This is a genomic window from Flavihumibacter rivuli (assembly GCF_018595685.2).
In the GTDB taxonomy this organism is placed as follows: Bacteria; Bacteroidota; Bacteroidia; order Chitinophagales; family Chitinophagaceae; genus Flavihumibacter; species Flavihumibacter rivuli.
Window position 1 is genome coordinate 2,786,114 of record NZ_CP092334.1, and the last position, 18,938, is coordinate 2,805,051.

General features: G+C 47.4%; 15 protein-coding genes. 5 read left to right on the forward strand and 10 right to left on the reverse strand.

The window, feature by feature from the left end; all coding sequences use genetic code 11:
* Positions 1–109: 109 nt before the first annotated feature.
* From KJS94_RS11890 to KJS94_RS11905, 4 genes are all read right to left on the reverse strand, one after another.
* Complete coding sequence (locus KJS94_RS11890) at positions 110–1,540, reverse strand: arabinose isomerase (RefSeq protein ID WP_214448883.1); 1,431 nt, start codon at positions 1,538–1,540, stop codon at positions 110–112.
* Positions 1,537–2,373: a phytanoyl-CoA dioxygenase family protein gene (locus KJS94_RS11895; protein ID WP_214448884.1), complete on the reverse strand. Its 837-nt coding sequence runs from the start codon at positions 2,371–2,373 to the stop codon at positions 1,537–1,539. Before KJS94_RS11895 ends, KJS94_RS11890 begins: the two co-directional genes overlap by 4 nt.
* 179 nt (positions 2,374–2,552) lie before the next feature.
* Positions 2,553–3,614: an L-rhamnose/proton symporter RhaT gene (rhaT, locus tag KJS94_RS11900; protein WP_214448885.1), complete on the reverse strand. Its 1,062-nt coding sequence runs from the start codon at positions 3,612–3,614 to the stop codon at positions 2,553–2,555.
* Between the two features lie 101 nt (positions 3,615–3,715).
* A complete protein-coding gene (locus KJS94_RS11905; RefSeq protein WP_214448886.1) occupies positions 3,716–5,137 on the reverse strand; it encodes an alpha-L-fucosidase in 1,422 nt (473 codons plus the stop codon).
* A 179-nt stretch (positions 5,138–5,316) separates the two neighbouring features.
* Between KJS94_RS11905 and KJS94_RS11910 the strand changes: the two genes are divergently transcribed.
* Positions 5,317–6,348, forward strand: a complete 1,032-nt coding sequence (locus KJS94_RS11910; protein ID WP_214448887.1) for a GntR family transcriptional regulator — start codon at positions 5,317–5,319, stop codon at positions 6,346–6,348.
* A 455-nt stretch (positions 6,349–6,803) separates the two neighbouring features.
* On the opposite strand, the gene cysS is transcribed toward KJS94_RS11910, so the two are convergent.
* From cysS to rlmD, 5 genes are all read right to left on the reverse strand, one after another.
* Entirely contained in the window at positions 6,804–8,303 is a 1,500-nt protein-coding gene (cysS, locus tag KJS94_RS11915; RefSeq protein ID WP_214448888.1) for a cysteine--tRNA ligase, read from the reverse strand.
* Between the two features lie 138 nt (positions 8,304–8,441).
* On the reverse strand, positions 8,442–9,578 hold the full coding sequence (locus KJS94_RS11920; protein WP_214448889.1) for an endonuclease/exonuclease/phosphatase family protein: 1,137 nt from the start codon (positions 9,576–9,578) through the stop codon (positions 8,442–8,444).
* Between the two features lie 8 nt (positions 9,579–9,586).
* Positions 9,587–10,513 (reverse strand): rhomboid family intramembrane serine protease, encoded by a 927-nt coding sequence (locus tag KJS94_RS11925; protein ID WP_214448890.1) that lies wholly within the window; start codon positions 10,511–10,513, stop codon positions 9,587–9,589.
* Positions 10,514–10,536: 23 nt separating this feature from the next.
* Positions 10,537–11,133, reverse strand: a complete 597-nt coding sequence (locus KJS94_RS11930; protein ID WP_214448891.1) for a rhomboid family intramembrane serine protease — start codon at positions 11,131–11,133, stop codon at positions 10,537–10,539.
* A gap of 30 nt (positions 11,134–11,163) precedes the next feature.
* On the reverse strand, positions 11,164–12,570 hold the full coding sequence (rlmD, locus tag KJS94_RS11935; RefSeq protein WP_214448892.1) for a 23S rRNA (uracil(1939)-C(5))-methyltransferase RlmD: 1,407 nt from the start codon (positions 12,568–12,570) through the stop codon (positions 11,164–11,166).
* A 132-nt stretch (positions 12,571–12,702) separates the two neighbouring features.
* Here rlmD and KJS94_RS11940 point away from each other — a divergent pair, with 132 nt between their 5' ends.
* The 3 genes from KJS94_RS11940 (at position 12,703) to KJS94_RS11950 (ending at position 16,954) form a co-directional block, all read left to right on the forward strand.
* Entirely contained in the window at positions 12,703–14,142 is a 1,440-nt protein-coding gene (locus tag KJS94_RS11940; protein WP_214448893.1) for a TlpA family protein disulfide reductase, read from the forward strand.
* 3 nt (positions 14,143–14,145) lie between these two features.
* A complete protein-coding gene (locus tag KJS94_RS11945) occupies positions 14,146–16,083 on the forward strand; it encodes a foldase protein PrsA (protein WP_214448894.1) in 1,938 nt (645 codons plus the stop codon).
* A gap of 178 nt (positions 16,084–16,261) precedes the next feature.
* The gene (locus KJS94_RS11950; RefSeq protein WP_214448895.1) at positions 16,262–16,954 is read left to right on the forward strand and encodes a porin family protein; all 693 of its coding nucleotides are present in this window, start codon (positions 16,262–16,264) and stop codon (positions 16,952–16,954) included.
* A gap of 64 nt (positions 16,955–17,018) precedes the next feature.
* Here KJS94_RS11950 and metF read toward each other — a convergent pair whose 3' ends face one another.
* Positions 17,019–17,972: a methylenetetrahydrofolate reductase [NAD(P)H] gene (gene metF, locus KJS94_RS11955; RefSeq protein WP_214448896.1), complete on the reverse strand. Its 954-nt coding sequence runs from the start codon at positions 17,970–17,972 to the stop codon at positions 17,019–17,021.
* Positions 17,973–18,121: 149 nt separating this feature from the next.
* Between metF and lptB the strand changes: the two genes are divergently transcribed.
* Positions 18,122–18,919, forward strand: coding sequence for an LPS export ABC transporter ATP-binding protein (gene lptB, locus KJS94_RS11960; RefSeq protein ID WP_239804366.1), 798 nt, complete (start codon positions 18,122–18,124; stop codon positions 18,917–18,919).
* The last annotated feature ends 19 nt before the right edge of the window (positions 18,920–18,938 follow it).

An 18,938-nucleotide genomic window follows, 5' to 3' on the forward strand; every position in this document is an offset into this window, starting at 1 on the left:
TGAATCCTATCAAGAGTCAACACAATTGCTGCATCATAGAAAATAAAATAGCCGCCATAAAGGCGGCTATTTAAGCAAAATAAACACACATGAGAAATGATGATCTACACTAACACACCTGTATGGTATCGATCCCCAATAAACTCCCCAATTTCCTGATCTTACTTGAAATGTGCCCTGTTCCAATTGCACAATGATGTGCAGGCCCCCTGGCATTCCATTCCTCCATAAACTTTCTTGCTCCAATTGAAAACCTGTAGCGACTATTGGTGTTGCCGATTTCAAGAATGGGGCCAGGAACAGATTCGCCTTCTGCTACTAAGAATATGATCTTTCCTTCAGCCGTCTCAACAACAGAAAGCAAGGTAACAGGACCGTGTTGAACAGACATCTCTACTGATAGTCCCTTTCCTACTTTTCCATGATAAACCTGCAGTGGCCGGACTTTTGTTTTGCCCTGGGCAATGGCAATATGACCGGGACCATCATGCCCCATCAGTACCACATCATCGGTGTAATCAACTGCATAGTATTCGGTAAATGAACCCCCAACACCAAAGGAATCCATGATCTTCATGGCCTGGGCATTCTTTACCTCGTATTCTCCCGCAACCGGAACGCCACTACCTGTAAGGATGGAGTTACCAAGGATCACAGAGCTCATGGTATCTTCATTATCAATATTTCCTTCCCCTTTATGATAATAGGCCATTGATCCCAGCTTATACTTATCCACCAGCTTATGCAAAGCCACGGATGTCCTTGCAGCCCTATACAGTTCCTCTTTGGAACAATCTGGCTGAACATCAAAAATCTCATGGAACCTGTTCACCTCCTTCTCCAATTCATCTGGGGTAACTTCCTTCCTGATGCTGCTCAATTCATCAACCTCCACTATCTCCATATGTCCGCCGAATACAGCGCACTGCAAAGTCAGGTTCGTATAAATATCCAACATCCCACAATAATAATTACCCATCAAGCCCATCCGGTTATTGCGCATGACCGCAGCCACCCTACCAGCTTCTATCCATTCTTTCACTTCTGCCCAAACCATATCATCTTCTGCCAAAAGGCCTGTCACCTGGAAAAATGGGATCCTGCTCCTTGAAAACACATTGGCAATTTCCGGAACAGGGCAGGAGGAACAATGTGCCAACCATTCCCCAGTCATTTTTCGCCTGTCACCCAAACTGTTGAAGCTTTTATAATCTATGGCCCGCTCAGGGGTGATATTCATCACAACTACCGGAACACCGGCACGCCTGACAACTGGCAATACGGTTGACGATAATGCATAGGTGGTAACATAGAGGAAAATCAGGTCGACATCCTGCTTCCTGAAAATACTGCCCGCCTCAAAAGCCTTGTCTACATTATCAACAAGCCCAACATTCACCACATCGGCACCAAATGACAATAATCTTTTCTCTACTACAGACATGTAACCTTTCAAACGCTCTTCAAGACCATCAAACTGAGGCCAGTAAGCGTCGAGACCAATACCAAATAAACCGACTTTTATTGCTGTTTGCTTCATAAGGATGATTTCACTGTACTCTTTTGATAGATCAAGGGGTTCTGTGCATCATTATCCAGCAGGTCGCCAATATGTAAGCCGGACAAGTATTCATCACTCAGGATATTTGGCTTGCCATTGAACCTGCTCTTGTCCGGCATGAAAGCACAGGTCATAGCCCTTCTATAACCAGGAGTCATATTGGCATGGGCGCCATGGATACACAAACCATTATGGAAGGAACAACTCCCTGCTTTCATGGGGGCCGCCACTGAAGGGCTCTTCAAAAATTCAGGGTATTGAAGGAATACCGCGTTCATGTTCTTTGTGATGCCGGGATCCTTGAAATCTGTTCGCGTATGCGACCCTGGAATAAAGAACAGGCAACCATTCTCCAATGTAGCATCATCTAATGCTATCCAGATACTAAGGGCTTCCCTGTGATCAAAACTCCAGTAGGGTGTATCCAGATGCCACGCAGTTGGATTTGCCCAGGGTTTTTTAATCAATGCCTGGTCATGCCAGATCCTGATCCCATCAACCTGGGCGAGTTGGGCGGCCATCTTACCGATCCTTTCATCGAGCATCAATTGCCTGACCTTATCATTCGTTTGCCATAGATTGACCAACTGGTCAAATACATTCCCAAAATATTCGGCATCTTCATTTATGCCATCCTCCTTTCCTGTCTGTATATTTTTTCCGGGGATCTTTATTCCGTTCCTTTCGGCTACCGCTTCCATTACAGCATTCCTCCAGGTCTCCAGCTCTTCCGGATTAAGAAAATCTTCTACCACCAGGAATCCGTTTTTACGGTAGGATTGTATTTGTTCATTTGACAATGAAGTATTCATAGCAATCGTTTGAATGAATTTCTTACAATTACCCCAGTGAACTGTCCTGTACTATCGGTTATGAAATGCCTCAGTATAGGATGTTGTAAGGGTTGAAGTACCATAGAAAAAAGGTCAACCCAACTGATTGGATTGACCATTCGCCACTATCAAAATGCTGTTATTGATTTTCTACCCAGTTAATCTGGCTTTAAAGAGGAGCCATATCCTACCACCAATACTGAGAGGATAATAGAAGATATACCGGCTATAACTGTCCATCTTGCTTTCTTACTAACCCCTTCCCATTCCTTCAACCAGATCCCCCAAAGGTTGGCGATCAGGATGATAAATGCCATATGGAGGATCCATGAACTGGCGCCATTTCCCAGTTTACTTTCCCCCATTCCATAGAAAAAGAATTGCAGGAACCAGACCGTACCGGCCAATGCGGAAAAGAAATAGTTCCTACCTAATGGGCTCTTTCCATTTACATAATCACCAAAGCTTTTATTCTTGGTATTCAGGAAAAGACACCACAGCAAATTTGTGGTCAGCCCTCCCCATAGCAATACCACATAAGTGACATTGTTCTGAAAAAGCGGATTCTTTCCTGCTGCAACAGCGGCATCAGCCATGGGTTTACCGGCCTCAATACCGAAATTGAAACAAGCGCTGAGGACACCGGAAACGGTTGCAACAACAAGTCCTTTGGTAAGGTTAAATTCGTCGGACTTTGGTCCATCACCATTTGCGGTGATTTCCTTTTCCTTGATCATTCCTGCCTTTCCACACAGGTAAATACCGAGCAGGCAGAGCAGCACCCCTAATAAAATGATCTGACCCCAGGTAGTGGTGAGCAGTTCCCCAAATGTGGTTTTTCCGGGTGCAGGGAAAAAATGATAATATACGGAAGGAACCAGGGCTCCAAATACAGAACAGAATCCCAGTACAACGGAGTTTCCAAGGGACATACCCAGGTATCGGACACCCAGTCCATAGGTCAATCCTCCTATTCCCCACAAAATCCCAAACATGAAAGTCCAACCCAGGGTATCCGATGGTGTTGAACTGATGATGGAACTAAATCCGGGTAATGTAAAGGCCGCAGCCAGTGGAGGAACGATCAACCAGGAAAATAAACCACCAACGATCCAATAACTTTCCCAGGACCAATTCCTCACCTTCTTGAAAGGAACGTAAAAACTTCCGGACGCAAAACCCCCGATAAAATGAAACAATACTCCTAGTATGGCTTGCATAAACTTGAATTAATGCACAATCGTGTTACTGGTAAATTTACCTTATTGACGGTACAAGCTATCCTGTTCCATCCTGAAGATGATGAACCTAACAGCAATGCCTACTCTATAGAGACTTCAATCCTCAAAGCCCAGGCATCCCTGCAAGGCAAATGGTTGATGGTGAGGGACGGAAGCTTAATCAACAGTTCATTCCCCTGGACCTTCCAAGTCACAGGTGATGCAGTCCCCACAAAAGAAAGCGACTTAACCTTTACACCAGGCTTAAGGGAAAATTTTAATTCCTGCTCAGGCCACTCCGTAAAGATGGCATAAACTGAACTGCCTTTCCCCGTAAAATATACTGGAACAGGATTATTCGTTGAACCAAACAAATCGGTTTTCCGGGTATCATATATGGACTCGCCATTTACTTTCAACCAATTTCCGATCTCCAGTAGCCTTTCCTGCATAATTACAGGCAGGGTTCCATCTGCGGCTGGCCCAACATTCAACAGCAGGTTTCCGCCCCTGCTGACAATATCCACCAGTTCGGTGATCAACTGTTTTGAAGTACTGTAGTGCTCAATGTTCTCTGCCCTGTTCAAGCCATACGATGCCCCGATACCCCGACTTTCTTCCCAGGGATGGTTAAAATCAATAGAGGCATCCTTGTATTCACTGGAAAAATAATCGCCATGCTTTCCGGGCATTCCCTTTGCAAACCTGTCATTCACAACCACTTCATTTTTTACCGGTGATTCGTTGTACAACCAGGCGAGAAACTCTTTTGTTTTCAGGTATTCCTCGGACTCATCCCATTCGCCCCCATCAGAGAAAATGAGGGAGGGAGTATAATTAACCACCAACTCCTTCAATTGTGGAATCAAATGTTTATCAACATAATCTTCCCTGGGTATCTGGTACTTCTCCACAAGGTTTAAGGGCACATAATATCCAGTCTCTGACCGATGGGTCTTCGAACTTTCCCACTCAATAATGGAATAGTATAAGCCCATCTTCATACCTTCCTTCCTGACTGCTTCTGTTAATTCACCTACAATATCCCTTTTCGGGCCTACCGCCATGGCGTTCCAATTCTTCTTATAGGGGCTTTTGGTTGGCCATAAACAATACCCATCATGATGCTTGGATGTTAAAACAACATATTTGGCACCTGATGATTTAAACAGTCTGGCCCATTGTTGCGGATCCCAAAGCTCAGCCCGGAACAAGGGGGCAAATTGGCGATACTCAAAATCCTTCCCATAATTCTTCTCATGAAATTCCTTACCACCATTCTTTTCATTGGCATAGACCTTGGCATAATACCATTCGGCATAAGAGGCGTAAAGCCCCTTTTCAATTGGCCGGTAGGCCGGTACGGAATATACACCCCAATGAATGAATATCCCAAACTTGGCATTGCTGAACCATGCAGGTATATTACGGCTATCCAGGGAATTCCACTCAGGTTTATACGGCTGTGAAAGGGCAGTTAGAACCATTGAGAATGAAACGAACAAAAAGAAAGTAACCCTCATGATCGTTCCAAAGTTTTTATACTGAAATAAACATGCTTTCATTACGCTAAATATATAGTATAGCGCGTATAAGCTATCCTGTACTATCCTGACCATTGGTTGTAGAGAAACCCTGAAAATCAGGAATATATTAACTTAGGGAATACCCTGAAATACCTAAATTTAACCATAATACTGTTATGGCATCTGATAATATCTATAGGCATATCCGCATTGATGAAGACTCTGTTACCCCAAAATACCTTCAGCTGACCAATTCCATTCTGAAGGGAATTGAACAGGGCAATATCACCAAGGATTATGTTCTTCCTTCTATTAATGACCTCAGCTATGAATTGGATATTTCAAGGGATACGGCAGAAAAGGCATATCGACATTTAAAAAACCTGGGGATCATCGGATCGGTACCTGGTAAAGGTTATTTCATTGCCAAAACGGATTTCTTCCAAACCTATAAGATCTTTTTACTGTTCAATAAACTGAGCGCACATAAGAAAATTATTTATGATTCCCTGGTATCAACGCTTGGGGAAAAGGCTGCAATAGATTTCTATATCTACAATAATGATTTCGGGTTATTCAAGAAAATTCTTCACAACCGAAAAGACGAATACACCCATTATATCATCATACCCCACTTTTTGGAAGGCGGTGAAAAAGCCTATGAAGAGATCAATGCCATTAAGGATGGGAAACTTATCTTATTGGACAAAATAATCCCCGGTATCCAAAATGAATATGGCGCAGTATATGAGAACTTTGAAAAGGATATCTACAACGCATTATTCCAGGCACTTCCACAATTAGGTAAATACCAGACCATCAAGATCATTTTCCCATCCTATACTTACTTCCCGGAGGAAATTCTAAAAGGCTTCTATAACTTTTGTCATGAATATGCCTTTAACTACAAAGTAGTACACAAGATCGAGGATGAGCCCATTAAAGACGGGGAAGTATTTATCAACCTGATGGAAGAAGACCTGGTGGTGCTATTGGAAAAGATCCAGAATACCAGGCTGAAGCCAGGCAAAAATGTAGGGATCATTTCCTATAATGAAACCCCCTTAAAACGCTTTATACTGGACGGGATAACTACCATCTCTACCAATTTTGTGGAGATGGGAGTGTCCACTGCGAAAATGATACTCAATAACGAATTGAAAAAGGTGGAAGTTCCATTTACGCTGATGCTACGCCCGTCACTCTGAACAATCTTCACTTATAAAGGATCAGGAAATTGTTACTGTAATGGATGGTATTCACTTGATAAAAAATGGCATAGCCAGGTAATATTACCCCATTCCATTTGCTTCTTACTGAAACCGCCCCCAATCGTGAATTTCAAGGTAATGACAAGTGGGAAGAATATGTAAAGCCGAAAGCTTGGTGACTAATTATACACAATTATCCGCCTGGGATCATACCAAACAAAATGACTGCTTCAGATCTTTGGGTCAGCATCATAAAATTGATTAGCGCTTTTGCATCCCATATGGATATCAATCGGGCATCATTACAAAAATCATAAAAATAAAACAGCGAAATGAGTAAACACCTACATTCATGTATTGTCTCATTTCGCTGTTGATTTACAGGCGTCAGGAAAGAATAATCGACATCTCAGTTTCCTCAATCCTTTCCCCTGCCAATAAGGTACCATTCATCAGGCAAAACTCACACTCACCCCTCCATCCTTCTCATCTTTCAGCAGGATACCCAATTCCTGCAGCTGGTTCCTGATCTTGTCGCTGGTAGCAAAATCCTTACGGCTCTTTGCCTCCTTGCGAATATCGATCAGTAACTGCAATACGCCGTCCAGCTTGGTATTGTCTCCGCCGGCGGAAGCCTGTTCATCCTGCAATCCAAAGATATCTTCGAGGTAGGCCTTGAAGGCTTTCCGCATCTTGTCAACCGTTCCATTAGAAAGGGCATTGGCAGCAATATGCTTATCCTTGATGCTGTTGATCACCGGTACCAGTTCAAACATATTCGCCAGGACCTTTGCGGTATTGAGGTCATCATTCATGAACTCGTTGAACTCATCCACCAGTTTATTCACCTTCTCATCCAGGTTGGTATCAGCAGCCGAAGGGGCACCAATGGCCAGGCTGCCGAGGAGTTTATAGGCATCCCACAAACGCCTCATGCCTTTCTGTGCAGCCTGTAAGGCCTCATTACCGAAATCAAGCGTGCTGCGGTAATGCGTCTGGAGGATGAAGAATCGAACGGTCATCGGATGGTAAGCCTGGTCCAGCAGGGGATGCGAACCGCTGAACAGTTCTGTCAGCTTGATCACATTGTTATAGCTCTTACCCATCTTCTTACCGTTGATGGTGATCATATTGTTATGCACCCAGTACCTTGCCGGTACATGGTGGTTGCAAATAGTACTTTGCGCGATCTCGCTTTCATGGTGCGGGAACATAAGGTCCATACCGCCCCCATGGATATCGAACTGTTTGCCCAGGTACTTGGTGGCCATGGCAGAACATTCAATGTGCCAGCCGGGGAAACCTTCTCCCCATGGGCTGTTCCAGCGCATGATATGCTCAGGTGGGGCAGCCTTCCATAGTGCAAAATCCTGTTTGTTCTTTTTCTCATCCTGGCCTTCGAGTTCCCTTGTGGTTTCCAGCAACTCATCCATGATCCTTCCACTCAGTTTGCCATAGGGATAGTTATCCGCAAACTTCTTGACATCGAAATAAACGGAACCGTTCTTCTCATAGGCATAGCCTTCACTGATGATGGTCTTGATCATTTCGATCTGCTCAACAATATGCCCGGTGGCAGTAGGCTCAATACTGGGTTCCAGGTTATTGAACTGCTTCATGGCCCAATGGAAAAGGTTGGTGTATTTCTGCACCAGCTCCATGGGTTCCAGCTTTTCGATCTTGGCCTTCGAAGAGATCTTATCCTCCGCTTCCCTACCCTCTTCCTCAAAATGCCCCGCATCGGTGATATTGCGTACATACCTCACCTTGTAGCCAAGGTGCATGAGGTAACGATACACTACATCAAAAGTGATGAAAGGACGGGCATGCCCGAGATGGCTTTCGCCGCTTACGGTGGGTCCGCAAACATACATGCCCACATGTCCCGGTACCAATGACTCAAATTCTTCCTTCTGTCGGTTATAGGAGTTGTATAGTTTCAATTTTGACATACCTGCTAATTAAATGGTCCGATCATCCGGCTAAACCAGATGCCTGCAAAAATATAGGATAACGGCCTTAGGCCTAAAAGATTGTGCCGGCAAGGCGGAAAGAGGGGCTGAACGGGCAATCCCACCATTCCCCACAGGTTATTCCGGCAATTCCAGGTCGGCGATCACCGGGAAGTGATCCGACAGCCGGGGATGGGGATTGAGGCATTGGTTGACCCTGAAATCCTTATCAGTGAGGATATAATCGATCCTGAGGGTAGGCGAAATAAAGGAGAAGGTTCGGCCGATACCAAAGCCCTGCGCGGTAAAGGCATCCTTCCTGTCGCCCCTCACCTTGTGGTACACATAGGAGTTGGGCACATCATTGAAATCACCGCAAATGATCTCGGGGTAAGGGCTTTGGTCAAGATGCTCCCTGATCATATCCGCCTGCTTCTTTCTTTGCTCATAAGCGGTCTGGAATTTCCGGAAGATATTCTTCGACTTTTCAATAGCGCTGTCGTCGCCCTGCTTGATCTCCTCCAGCATCCGGTATTCTGCAGTAGTGAACAGGAGTGATTGCAAATGTGTCGTGAACACCCTGACCACCTTCCCATTGATGTTGATGTCGGCATAGATCATGCTCTCATTGGCCTTCAGGTTACTGGGCCCGCCATAACGAAGGCGGAAACTATCCACTATGGGATACCTTGAAAAGATGGCCACCCCATGCTCGTACTTTCCATCGCGCCGGCGGTGGTCCATGGCATAATAAGAATAAGGATATTTCAAGGTGTCGCGCAGGTAGCCAATATTGGAATCAAAGAGTTTCTTGTCGCTGGAATTAAAGAACTCCTGCATGCAGATGATATCGGGCGACTGCTTGCCGATATACTCCAGCATGGCCTTGCGTTTGGTAGCACCGGTACGTGGACGGCTGCTCATTTCATCGAAGCGGGCCACATTCCATTGCATCACGCGGATGGTGCCTTCTGCCTTCTTACTATTAGAACTGCTAAACAGGTTGGTGGCGAAAAATGCCCTGATCGGGAACCAGCAAGCCAGTAAGGCCAGGAAAGGCAGGAAGAACCATTTTGAGCGGAAGGCCAGCCAGAAAATAAGAAGGATCAGGACGGCCAGTAGCAGGAAGGCAAAGCCTACACCCAGGATCGCAATATACCAGTACTCGTTCGGGTCGATGTACCAGGAAGCACTTGCCAGCAGGAACAATGCCACGAAAAGGATGGTGATGATAATAAAGGTCCGTTTGGTCAGGCTTCTAATCAGCTTTGCCATAACCGAATTTACAAATCATCTTCGTTAGCCGCCCTGCGCAGGATATCTTTTTCTTCCTCGGAAAGCATATGGTACCCTTCTGTATTGATCTTATCGAGGATTTGGTCGATACGCTGCTGGGTAACATGGGGGATTTTCCTGAAAGGACCTTCCTTGCCTACTTTGTAATAATGCTGTTCACGGGCCCTCATCTTACCGGAAGGCTTATCCGGGTTGAAGAGATTTTCTACCCAATCGAAGAAGGCGTTCAGCCAGGCACCCATATCCCTGCCCCGCCTGTATTGGTAAATGAAGAGGAAGCCCATACCAGCACCGGCCAGGTGGGCCAGGTAACTGCCGACATTGCCCACTGAAATACTGGCGAAATCAATGATCACATAGGCCGCTGTCAGGATCCATAAGGGTATCCCCCCGTTGATCATAGGGAAGATGCGGTAATCAGGGGCAACTGTTGTGGTGGCAATGGCCACTGCCATTACTGCGGTATTGGCGCCCACCAGGCTGGCAATGGGAATGTCAGGCTGCAGCTTGGGCAGGATGTAATGCGCCAGGATGAATACAACCCCGCCTACCAGGCCTCCCATTACATATACGGGCACCAGTTTCCTGTTGCCGGTAAGGTCCTGCAGAATATAACCAAATAGCCAAAGCCATAACAGGTTCCCGATCACATGCATCACACTCTCATGCGAGAACATATAGGTCACGATGGTCCATGGCCGGTAAGCCAGCTTCTCCAGGTTGGCCGGCAATATGGACCAGTTGAAGACATGGGAATAATAGGCATCAATATTCAGGTCGCTCAGCAGGTAGATCACATAAATGAACTTGAGCAGCACAAACGCTACCGCATTTACCACCACCAGGTTCACCAGGGCATTACCGTCCGATCCCAGGGTGATCCTGTTCCTGCTCTTTTCTTCTTGCACATTCATAAGGGCTCAGTCCTTTTACTGCATTAATAAAACGTATTTCGATTGGTTTTGTTCCAGATCAATACCAGGATAAACCCGGCTGCCGCCCCTCCCAGGTGTGCCCAGTGGGCAATATTGTCCCCGGGGGTCCGGGAGATCCCGCCAAAAAGGTCAAGCGCCATCAATCCGGGAATGGCATACTTGGCTTTCACGGGAACCGGAATGAACATGATATAAAGCGGGGTGTTGGGGAAAAGGTAGGCAAATGCTGCCAGCAGCCCCATTATGGCTCCCGATGCACCCACGGCCAGGTCAAAATCCGGGTCTATGAACAGCTGGGCGAGGCCGGCTACTATCCCACAGATCATGTAAAAGTTAAAGAATCGTTTCGAACCCCACAACTGTTCCAGCATGGCACCAAACATGTACAACGCGAACATGTTGAAAAAAATATGGAATATGCCGCCATGCATGAACATATGGGTGACCAGCTGCCAGACTTTGAAGTTCCCTGACTGAACGGGCCAGAGGGCAAACCACAGCTCCAGTGGCAGGCCCTGCTTTTCAAACAGGAACTGGGCAATGAAGACCACTATGTTGGCGATCAAAATATTCTTTACAACCGGGGGTAATTGTCTCATATCCTTACAATAAATGCCAGACCAAATGGTTTAGCTGTTTCTCAATTTTAACTGTACAACATTCTCGATATGGTGGGTATGGGGGAACATATCCACCGGCCTGACCCTGGTCACCTTGTATTTGGCATCCAAAAGGTTCAGGTCGCGGGCCTGGGTAGCCGGGTTACAGCTCACATATACTACGGTTGGGGCTTCCATTTCCAGGATCTTATTGACCAGCTTCTCATGCATCCCGGCCCTGGGCGGATCGGTGATGATCACATCCGGGCGGCCATGGGTGGCAAAGAATGCATCGTCACATACATCGATCACATCGCCTGCGAAAAAGCTGGCATGCTCAATACCGTTCAATGCAGCATTTTCCTTTGCATCCTCAATGGCTTCCGCAACCACTTCCACCCCAACGATCTTCCTTGCCTGCCTGCTCACAAAAATGCCGATACTGCCAGTGCCGCAATAAAGGTCGTAAACTGTCTCCTTCCCGGTAAGTTCTGCAAATTCTCGTGTCACCTGGTACAGCTTTTCCCCCTGCCGGGTATTGGTCTGGAAGAAGGACTTGGGGCCGATCTTGAATACAAAATCCTCCAGCTTCTCCAGCGCATAGCCCTTGCCGTGATAAGCTATGGGTTCCTGGTCGAAAAGGCTGTCGTTCCGCTTGGTATTGATGGTGTACAAGAGGGTGGTGATGGATGGTACTTTCTGTAACAGGTGATCCAGCAAGGCTTCCCTTTCCTCCTTGTCTTCCCTGCCAAATACTACATTCACCATCACCTCGCCCGTGGTAAGTACCCTGATCACCATGGTACGCAGGAAGCCAACATGCTCCCTGATATCATAGAAGCAAAGTCCCCTGGACTGCGCATACTCGCGCACGGTATTCTTAATGATATTGGCCGGCTCATGCATCAGGTGACAGGTATTGATATCGATCACCTTGTCGAATATTCGGGGCACATGGAAACCGATGGCATTCTCCTGCGGTATCTCATCATGGGCTGCGATCTCATCGGCCATCAGGTAACGGCGGTTGCTGCAGGTGAATTCCAGTTTGTTCCGGTAATAACGGGTATCGGTACAGCCCAGTATCGGTTCGATCTCGGGAAGTTCTACCTTACCGATCCGCCTGAGGTGTTGCTTCACCTCCTGTTCCTTATAGAACAATTGCTTTTCGTAGGGGAGCATTTGCCATTTACAACCGCCACAGGTGCCAAAATGCTCGCAAAAAGGCTTTACCCTGTCAGGCGAAAACTGGTGCACCCTCAATACCTTCCCTTCCGCCCAGTCCTTTTTGTTCTTGGTCAGCCGGACATCCACCACATCACCGGGAATGGCTCCTTCAATAAAGACCACCTTTCCGTCCACCTTGCTCAGGGCCTTACCCTCAGCAGCATAGTCTTCCACCTTGATTTTTTCCAGCGTAATATTCTTCTTCCGCATGGCGCAAAAGTACCCGTTTTGGATGGAATGAGCCAATGGGAAAGCCATATGTACCTTTGCAATAATTTGTTAAGGCAGCGGATGCCGCAATAATATTGCCGTTTATTCGTGATATTAGCCAACCATAGCTTGATGATGAACCGAATCTTGATCCTTCTCCTTATCATGAGCCTGAATGGCTACGGCCAGCAGGGCTACCAGATCAGCATTTCCCTGAATGCCTACAAAGGCCAGCAACTCTACCTGGGCTATCATTATGGCAAACTGAAGGCATTGGCCGATTCTGCTGTTGCAGATGCCAATGGTACGGTGGTATTCAAGGGTGCGAAGCCTTTGGGTGGCGGCATCTATTTCCTGGTAAGCCCCAAAAAAGAGCTGCTCTTTGAAATGCTGGTCGATAAACAACAGCATTTCTCCGTGACAGGTGACAGTTCAAAACTCAATGAGATCAGGTTCAAGGGATCAAAGGATAATGAGGACTTCCAGACCTATACCGGTTTTGTACAGGAACGTGGAAAGGCCATCCAGCAATTACAGGAATCCCTGGCCAGGGCTTCGAACAAGGGCGATTCTGCTGCTATCGAAACCAGGATCAGGGAACTGAACAAGGTCATTTACCAATACCGCACCGACTGGATCAGGCAAAACCCTTCCAGTTTTCTCACCACCCTTTTCTATGCTTTGCAGGAGCCTGAGATCCCCCCGGCCAATAAGCACCCGAGGGGAGTTTATGACTCCACTTATGCCTATCACTATTTCAAGGGCCATTACTGGGATGGTATCAGCCTGGCAGACGACCGTTTACTTCGGACGCCCTTCTTTGAGAACAGGCTGGTCCGCTATTACCGGGAACTGGTGCCACCGGTGCCGGATTCCATCAAGTTGGAAGTGGACAGGATGCTTTTGGAAGCCAGGCCCAACAAGGACATTTACAAATACCTGCTCAACCATTTTGTACAGCAATACATCAACCCCACCTACATGGGCCAGGATGCGGTATTCCTCCACCTGTTTGAACAGTATATCAATAATCACCCCGAGGTGGACTGGTACAATGAGAAAAGCATGAAGTACATCACTGACCGGGCCTACAGCTTAATGGCCAACCAGCTGGGGCAGCCGGCATGGGACCTGGTGATGGTTGACAGCACCGAAAAGCCTTCACCGCTGTATGAAGTGAACGCCCCGCTGGTGGTGATCTGCTTCTGGGACCCTACCTGCAGCCATTGCAAGGAAATGGTACCCCACCTGGATTCCCTTTACCAGCAGAAATGGAAAAAACAGGGCGTTAAGCTTTATGGCGTTATGACGGAAGGCGGGAAGGCTAACTGGATCAAGTATATCAAGGACAACAATCTGAAGGACTGGATACACGTTTACCAGACAGAACAGCAACGTGAGGCCGATTACAAGGCAGGTAAACCCAGTTACCGCCAATTGTATGATGTGTACCAAACACCGGTCCTCTACCTGCTGGATGAACAAAAAAGGATTGTTGCCAAGAAACTCAGTTACCAGCAACTGGATGAATTGATCACCCGGAAGCTGCAGCAAAAAAGCGGTACCAAATAACCTATGGAGAAAAAACTGTTCGCCTTATTGATCGTATTGCTGGGCATTACTAACCTTAATGCTCAAACGCTCCTTACCTATGGCCCTTACAAGGTCAGCAAGGAAGAGTTCCTCCGTGCATTCAAAAAGAATAATAACGATAGCAGTTCACCTGCCAATGAGGCCATCCGCAATTACCTCGACCTTTATACCAGGTACAAACTGAAGGTGAGGTCGGCCTATGATATGAAACTTGACACCCTGCCTTCCCAGAAAGCAGAACTGGAAGCATTCAGGGAGCAGGTCCGTGGCAATTACCTGATAGACGACAGTACTTTGAGGGCATTATCAAAGGAAGCCCTGCAAAGGTCAGCGACAGATATCAGGTTGGCACATATCTATATTCCTTACAGCGGTGAAAAGGATGCAGAACAGGCCAGGGCAAAGGCCTTGGCAGCCGCTGATGAACTGGGCAAAGGGATTCCCTTTGAACAGGTTGCCCTGAAATATTCAGCTGACCCTGCTGTGAAAACAAATAAGGGGGAACTGGGATGGATAGCCGCCTTTACCCTGCCCTATTCACTGGAGACCTTGGCCTATACCACCCCACTGAAGGGCTATAGCAAGCCTTTCCAAAGCCCCAGGGCATGGCATATCTTCCATAAACTGGAAGAGCGGCCGGCGAAAGGATCAGTATGGGTGGCGCAGATCCTTCTGGGTGTACCGGGTGATGCGAGTCCCGCTGAAAAGGCCTACCTGAAGGGGAAGGCAGATTCCATTTATACCGCCCTCAGGAACGGGGCGGATTTTGCGGTCATGGCACGCGAGTTCAGTACAGACAACTTCACCTACAATAACGAAGGGATACTCCAGCCCTTTATTCCGGGCACTTATGAGGCTGGTTTTGAAGAAGTGGCATTTGCCCTGAAGGAGGTCAATGGCCTCAGCCAGCCTTTCCAGACCAGCCAGGGCTACCATATCCTCAAATTACTCCGCCGCGATCGGCCGGTCCTTGACGAAAGTGAAGAGGCCATGGCGAACATGCGCAACAAGCTCATGGGGACCGACCGCTATGCCATTGCCCAGGATGCTATTGAACGAAAGGCATCAAGGGTAGTGGGCTTTAAGGAACTCCCCCTTCCGCGCCAGCATGTAGATGCCTATGCTGCAGCCGTTTGGGATGATAAGGTCATCCCCAGTTTCAGTGACCTGTCCCCTAATTCCGTTATGGCCACCATCGGCAAGACGCCGGTGAAGTTCGTTTCCTTCATCAATTACCTGGCTGAACAAAAGCAGGATCCAACGGCAAGGGCTAACCGTAATTTTGAAGACCATAAACAAGCCTTCCTCAGAAAGCTGGTCATGGAAGAATATTCCAACAACCTTGAAAAATATGATCCTGCCTTTGCCGCGCAAGTGAAGGAATTCAGGGACGGCAACCTGCTTTTCGAGGCCATGCAGCGCAAGGTTTGGGATAAAGCTTCCAACGATACAAATGGGCTCAGGAAGTATTACGAACAAAACAAGGGCAAGTACCTGTGGGAGCCGGGCATTGACGGTATCCTGTTCTCCACCACTGATTCGGTTGCGCTGGCTTTGTATCATCAACAGGTGAAGCAGGCTCCCAAAGCCTGGAGGGAACTATTGACGCCATTCCAGAATACCATCCAGGCCGATTCCGGCAGGTATGAATACCAGCAACTACCCGGAGTACCAGCGGGCAGCCTTGCCAGAGGAATGGTATCCCCTATGAAGGTGAACGAAGCAGATGGCAACTACTCCTTTATCATCGCGAAGGAAGTATATCCTTCCCGTCAACCCCGGACATATGTAGATGCAATAGGATTGGCAATGAACGATTACCAGTCCTTCCTCGAAGAAGAATGGATCCGTTCACTTAAAAAGACCTATCCCGTCAAGGTAAACGAACCTGTACTGCAATCCATATTGACGAAAAAATAAGCAATGAGGCGCTCCTGACTCTCCTTTTATCTTAAGCAAAGCCTTAACAGCTTGCACATCCAACTGGCCTGATTTTAGTCTATAGCCCAATCGGTGAAGGCTATCGGTAAGCTATACCCGTAATCGCCTCACCGGAAAACCAGACAAAACCATTTCCATTACAATGAAATCAACTACTATGAAGAAGTACCTGATGATCCTATCCATTGCAGCATTGGGCTATACTGCCAATGCACAGGATTCCAAGCTCTACCTGAAAGGCGGATTGAACCTGGCAAATGTTTCCACGTCCAGCGATGGGAGCATCGATAATGCCAATATGTTGCCCAGTTTCCATGCAGGATTGATGGCCGACCTTCCCCTTGGCGCCGGCGCATTATCCTTCCAGCCGGGATTACTCTTCAGTGGTAAGGGATCCAAGATCGAGATAGGGAACAGTAATGATCCCAGCTACCTGCAATCGACAACCCGTCCTTATTACATCGAAATGCCCCTTAACCTGGTAGTGAACCTTCCGCTTTCGGATAAGGAGTCAAAGTTCTTTATCGGTGGTGGTGTTTACGGCGCAATGGGCATTGCCGGGAAATACAGTTACGAAGGAAAGATCTTTGGTGCCTCTATCAGTGGTTCTGATAAGATCGAATTCACTAATGATGATCCCACTACCAGCGAAGAAGAAGGGGCCGGACTTGGCATGATGAAAAGATGGGACTATGGCCTGAATGGCACTGCAGGCTTTGCATTCAACAATTTCCTCGTTTCCGTTAATTATGGCCATGGATTGGCAAAACTGAATTCAGGAACGGCCAATTCCTCCAACGATAACAACAAGCACAGGGTGTGGAGCCTTTCGCTCGGCATCAGCCTGTAATAAATTCCCTTGAAAACAAAGCGGCGGTGCTATTGAAGGGCACCGCCGTTTTTTATGGTTTGTCTTAAACGATTTCCTTTACTACGTTCCAGATCACCTTTGGTTTTCCGAGTGTGTAGTAATGCAGCACAGGCACGCCAGCCTGCTTCAACTCACGGCTCTGCTGCAATAACCATTCTGTGCCTACCAGCTCAACATCCGCATCAGACTTGCATTTCACGATTTCGTTAGAAAGATCGGTTGGCAGGTCAACATGGAATATCCTGGGCAGGATGGTCATCTGCTTCTTATTGGTAATGGGTTTCAGTCCGGGGATGATCGGAACATTGATGCCAGCTGCCCTGCATTGGTCAACGAATTCAAAATACTTCTGGTTATCGAAGAACATTTGTGTCACCACATATTCTGCACCTGCATCCACCTTGGCCTTCAGGTAGGCAATATCGGTAGACTTGTTGGGGGCTTCAAAATGCTTCTCGGGGTAACCGGCAACGCCAATGCAAAACTTGGCCCTTCCCGTATCCTTTACCTCTTCTTCCAGGTAAATACCGTTGTTCATATCCATCACCTGTTTCAGCAGGTCAATAGCGTAGCGGTGGCCTCCCGGCTCAGGCTCAAAGAAGGTTTCATTCTTGGCAGCGTCGCCCCTCAACACCAGCACATTATCGATACCCAGGAAGGCCAGGTCGATCAGGGCGTTCTCGGTTTCTTCCTTGGTGAAACCGCCACAGATCAGGTGGGGAACGGGGTCAACATTATAATGCTGCATAATGGCCGCACATATCCCTACGGTACCGGGACGCTTGCGCACTTCAATCTTAGCGAAGGATCCATCAGCCTGTTTCTTGAACATCGTCTCACTGCGGTGATAGGTCACATTGATGAAAGAGGGCTTGAATTCCATCAAGGGATCCAGGTGGTCATAGATCGCATTGATGCCCTTCCCTTTCAATGGTGGCAGTATTTCGAAGGATACCAGCGTACCCTTGGCCTGTTTGATATGTTCAATAACCTTCATATTGATCGCTTGCTTGCTATAAATTGGTGAACTATGTGCAAACTTAGCTCCCACCACCCAATAAACAAAGGGATGTTAAAAGCAGGAGGCGGGAATATAATTCGGGCCATTCCGGTATTTTTGCGCAAAAGCCTACTACATTGAGTTTAGTGATCCAAACGAATGAGCTGGTTAAAACCTATCGCAACCGTACGGTGGTGAACCATGTTTCGGTGAATGTAAAGCAAGGGGAGATCGTGGGCCTGCTTGGTCCCAATGGTGCCGGTAAGACCACTACTTTCTACATGGTGGTAGGCCTGATCAAGCCGGACGAGGGAAAGGTCTTCCTGAATGAACAGGACATTACCGCCCTGCCGATGTACAAAAGGGCACAGCTGGGGATCGGCTACCTCCCGCAGGAAGCCTCTGTATTCCGTTCCCTGACTGTTGAAGACAATATCAAGTCGGTGCTGGAAATGACCACCCTCACCAGGCAGCAACAAAAGCAAAAGCTGGAGGACCTGCTGGATGAATTCCGCCTGCACCATGTCCGGAAGAACAATGGCGACAGTCTCAGCGGAGGCGAGAGAAGGCGTACCGAGATCGCCAGGGCCCTGGCAGTGGACCCCAAATTCATCCTGCTCGATGAACCGTTCGCAGGTGTTGACCCCATTGCGGTGGAAGATATCCAAACGGTAGTAGCCCGACTTAAGTACAAGAATATCGGCATCCTGATCACCGACCATAACGTAAATGAAACCCTTTCCATCTGCGACAGGGCCTACCTCCTGATCGAAGGCAAGATCTTCAAGCACGGTACAGCCGAGGAATTGGCCGCAGATGAGCAGGTTAGAAGGCTTTACCTGGGCCGTAATTTTGAACTGAAACGCAAGGACTACCTCTACGATGAAGTGATGAAAGGCATTGACGAATATCCCACCATTGATGAAAGCGTGGATGATGTTTGATGCTTTTAATTATGCACCA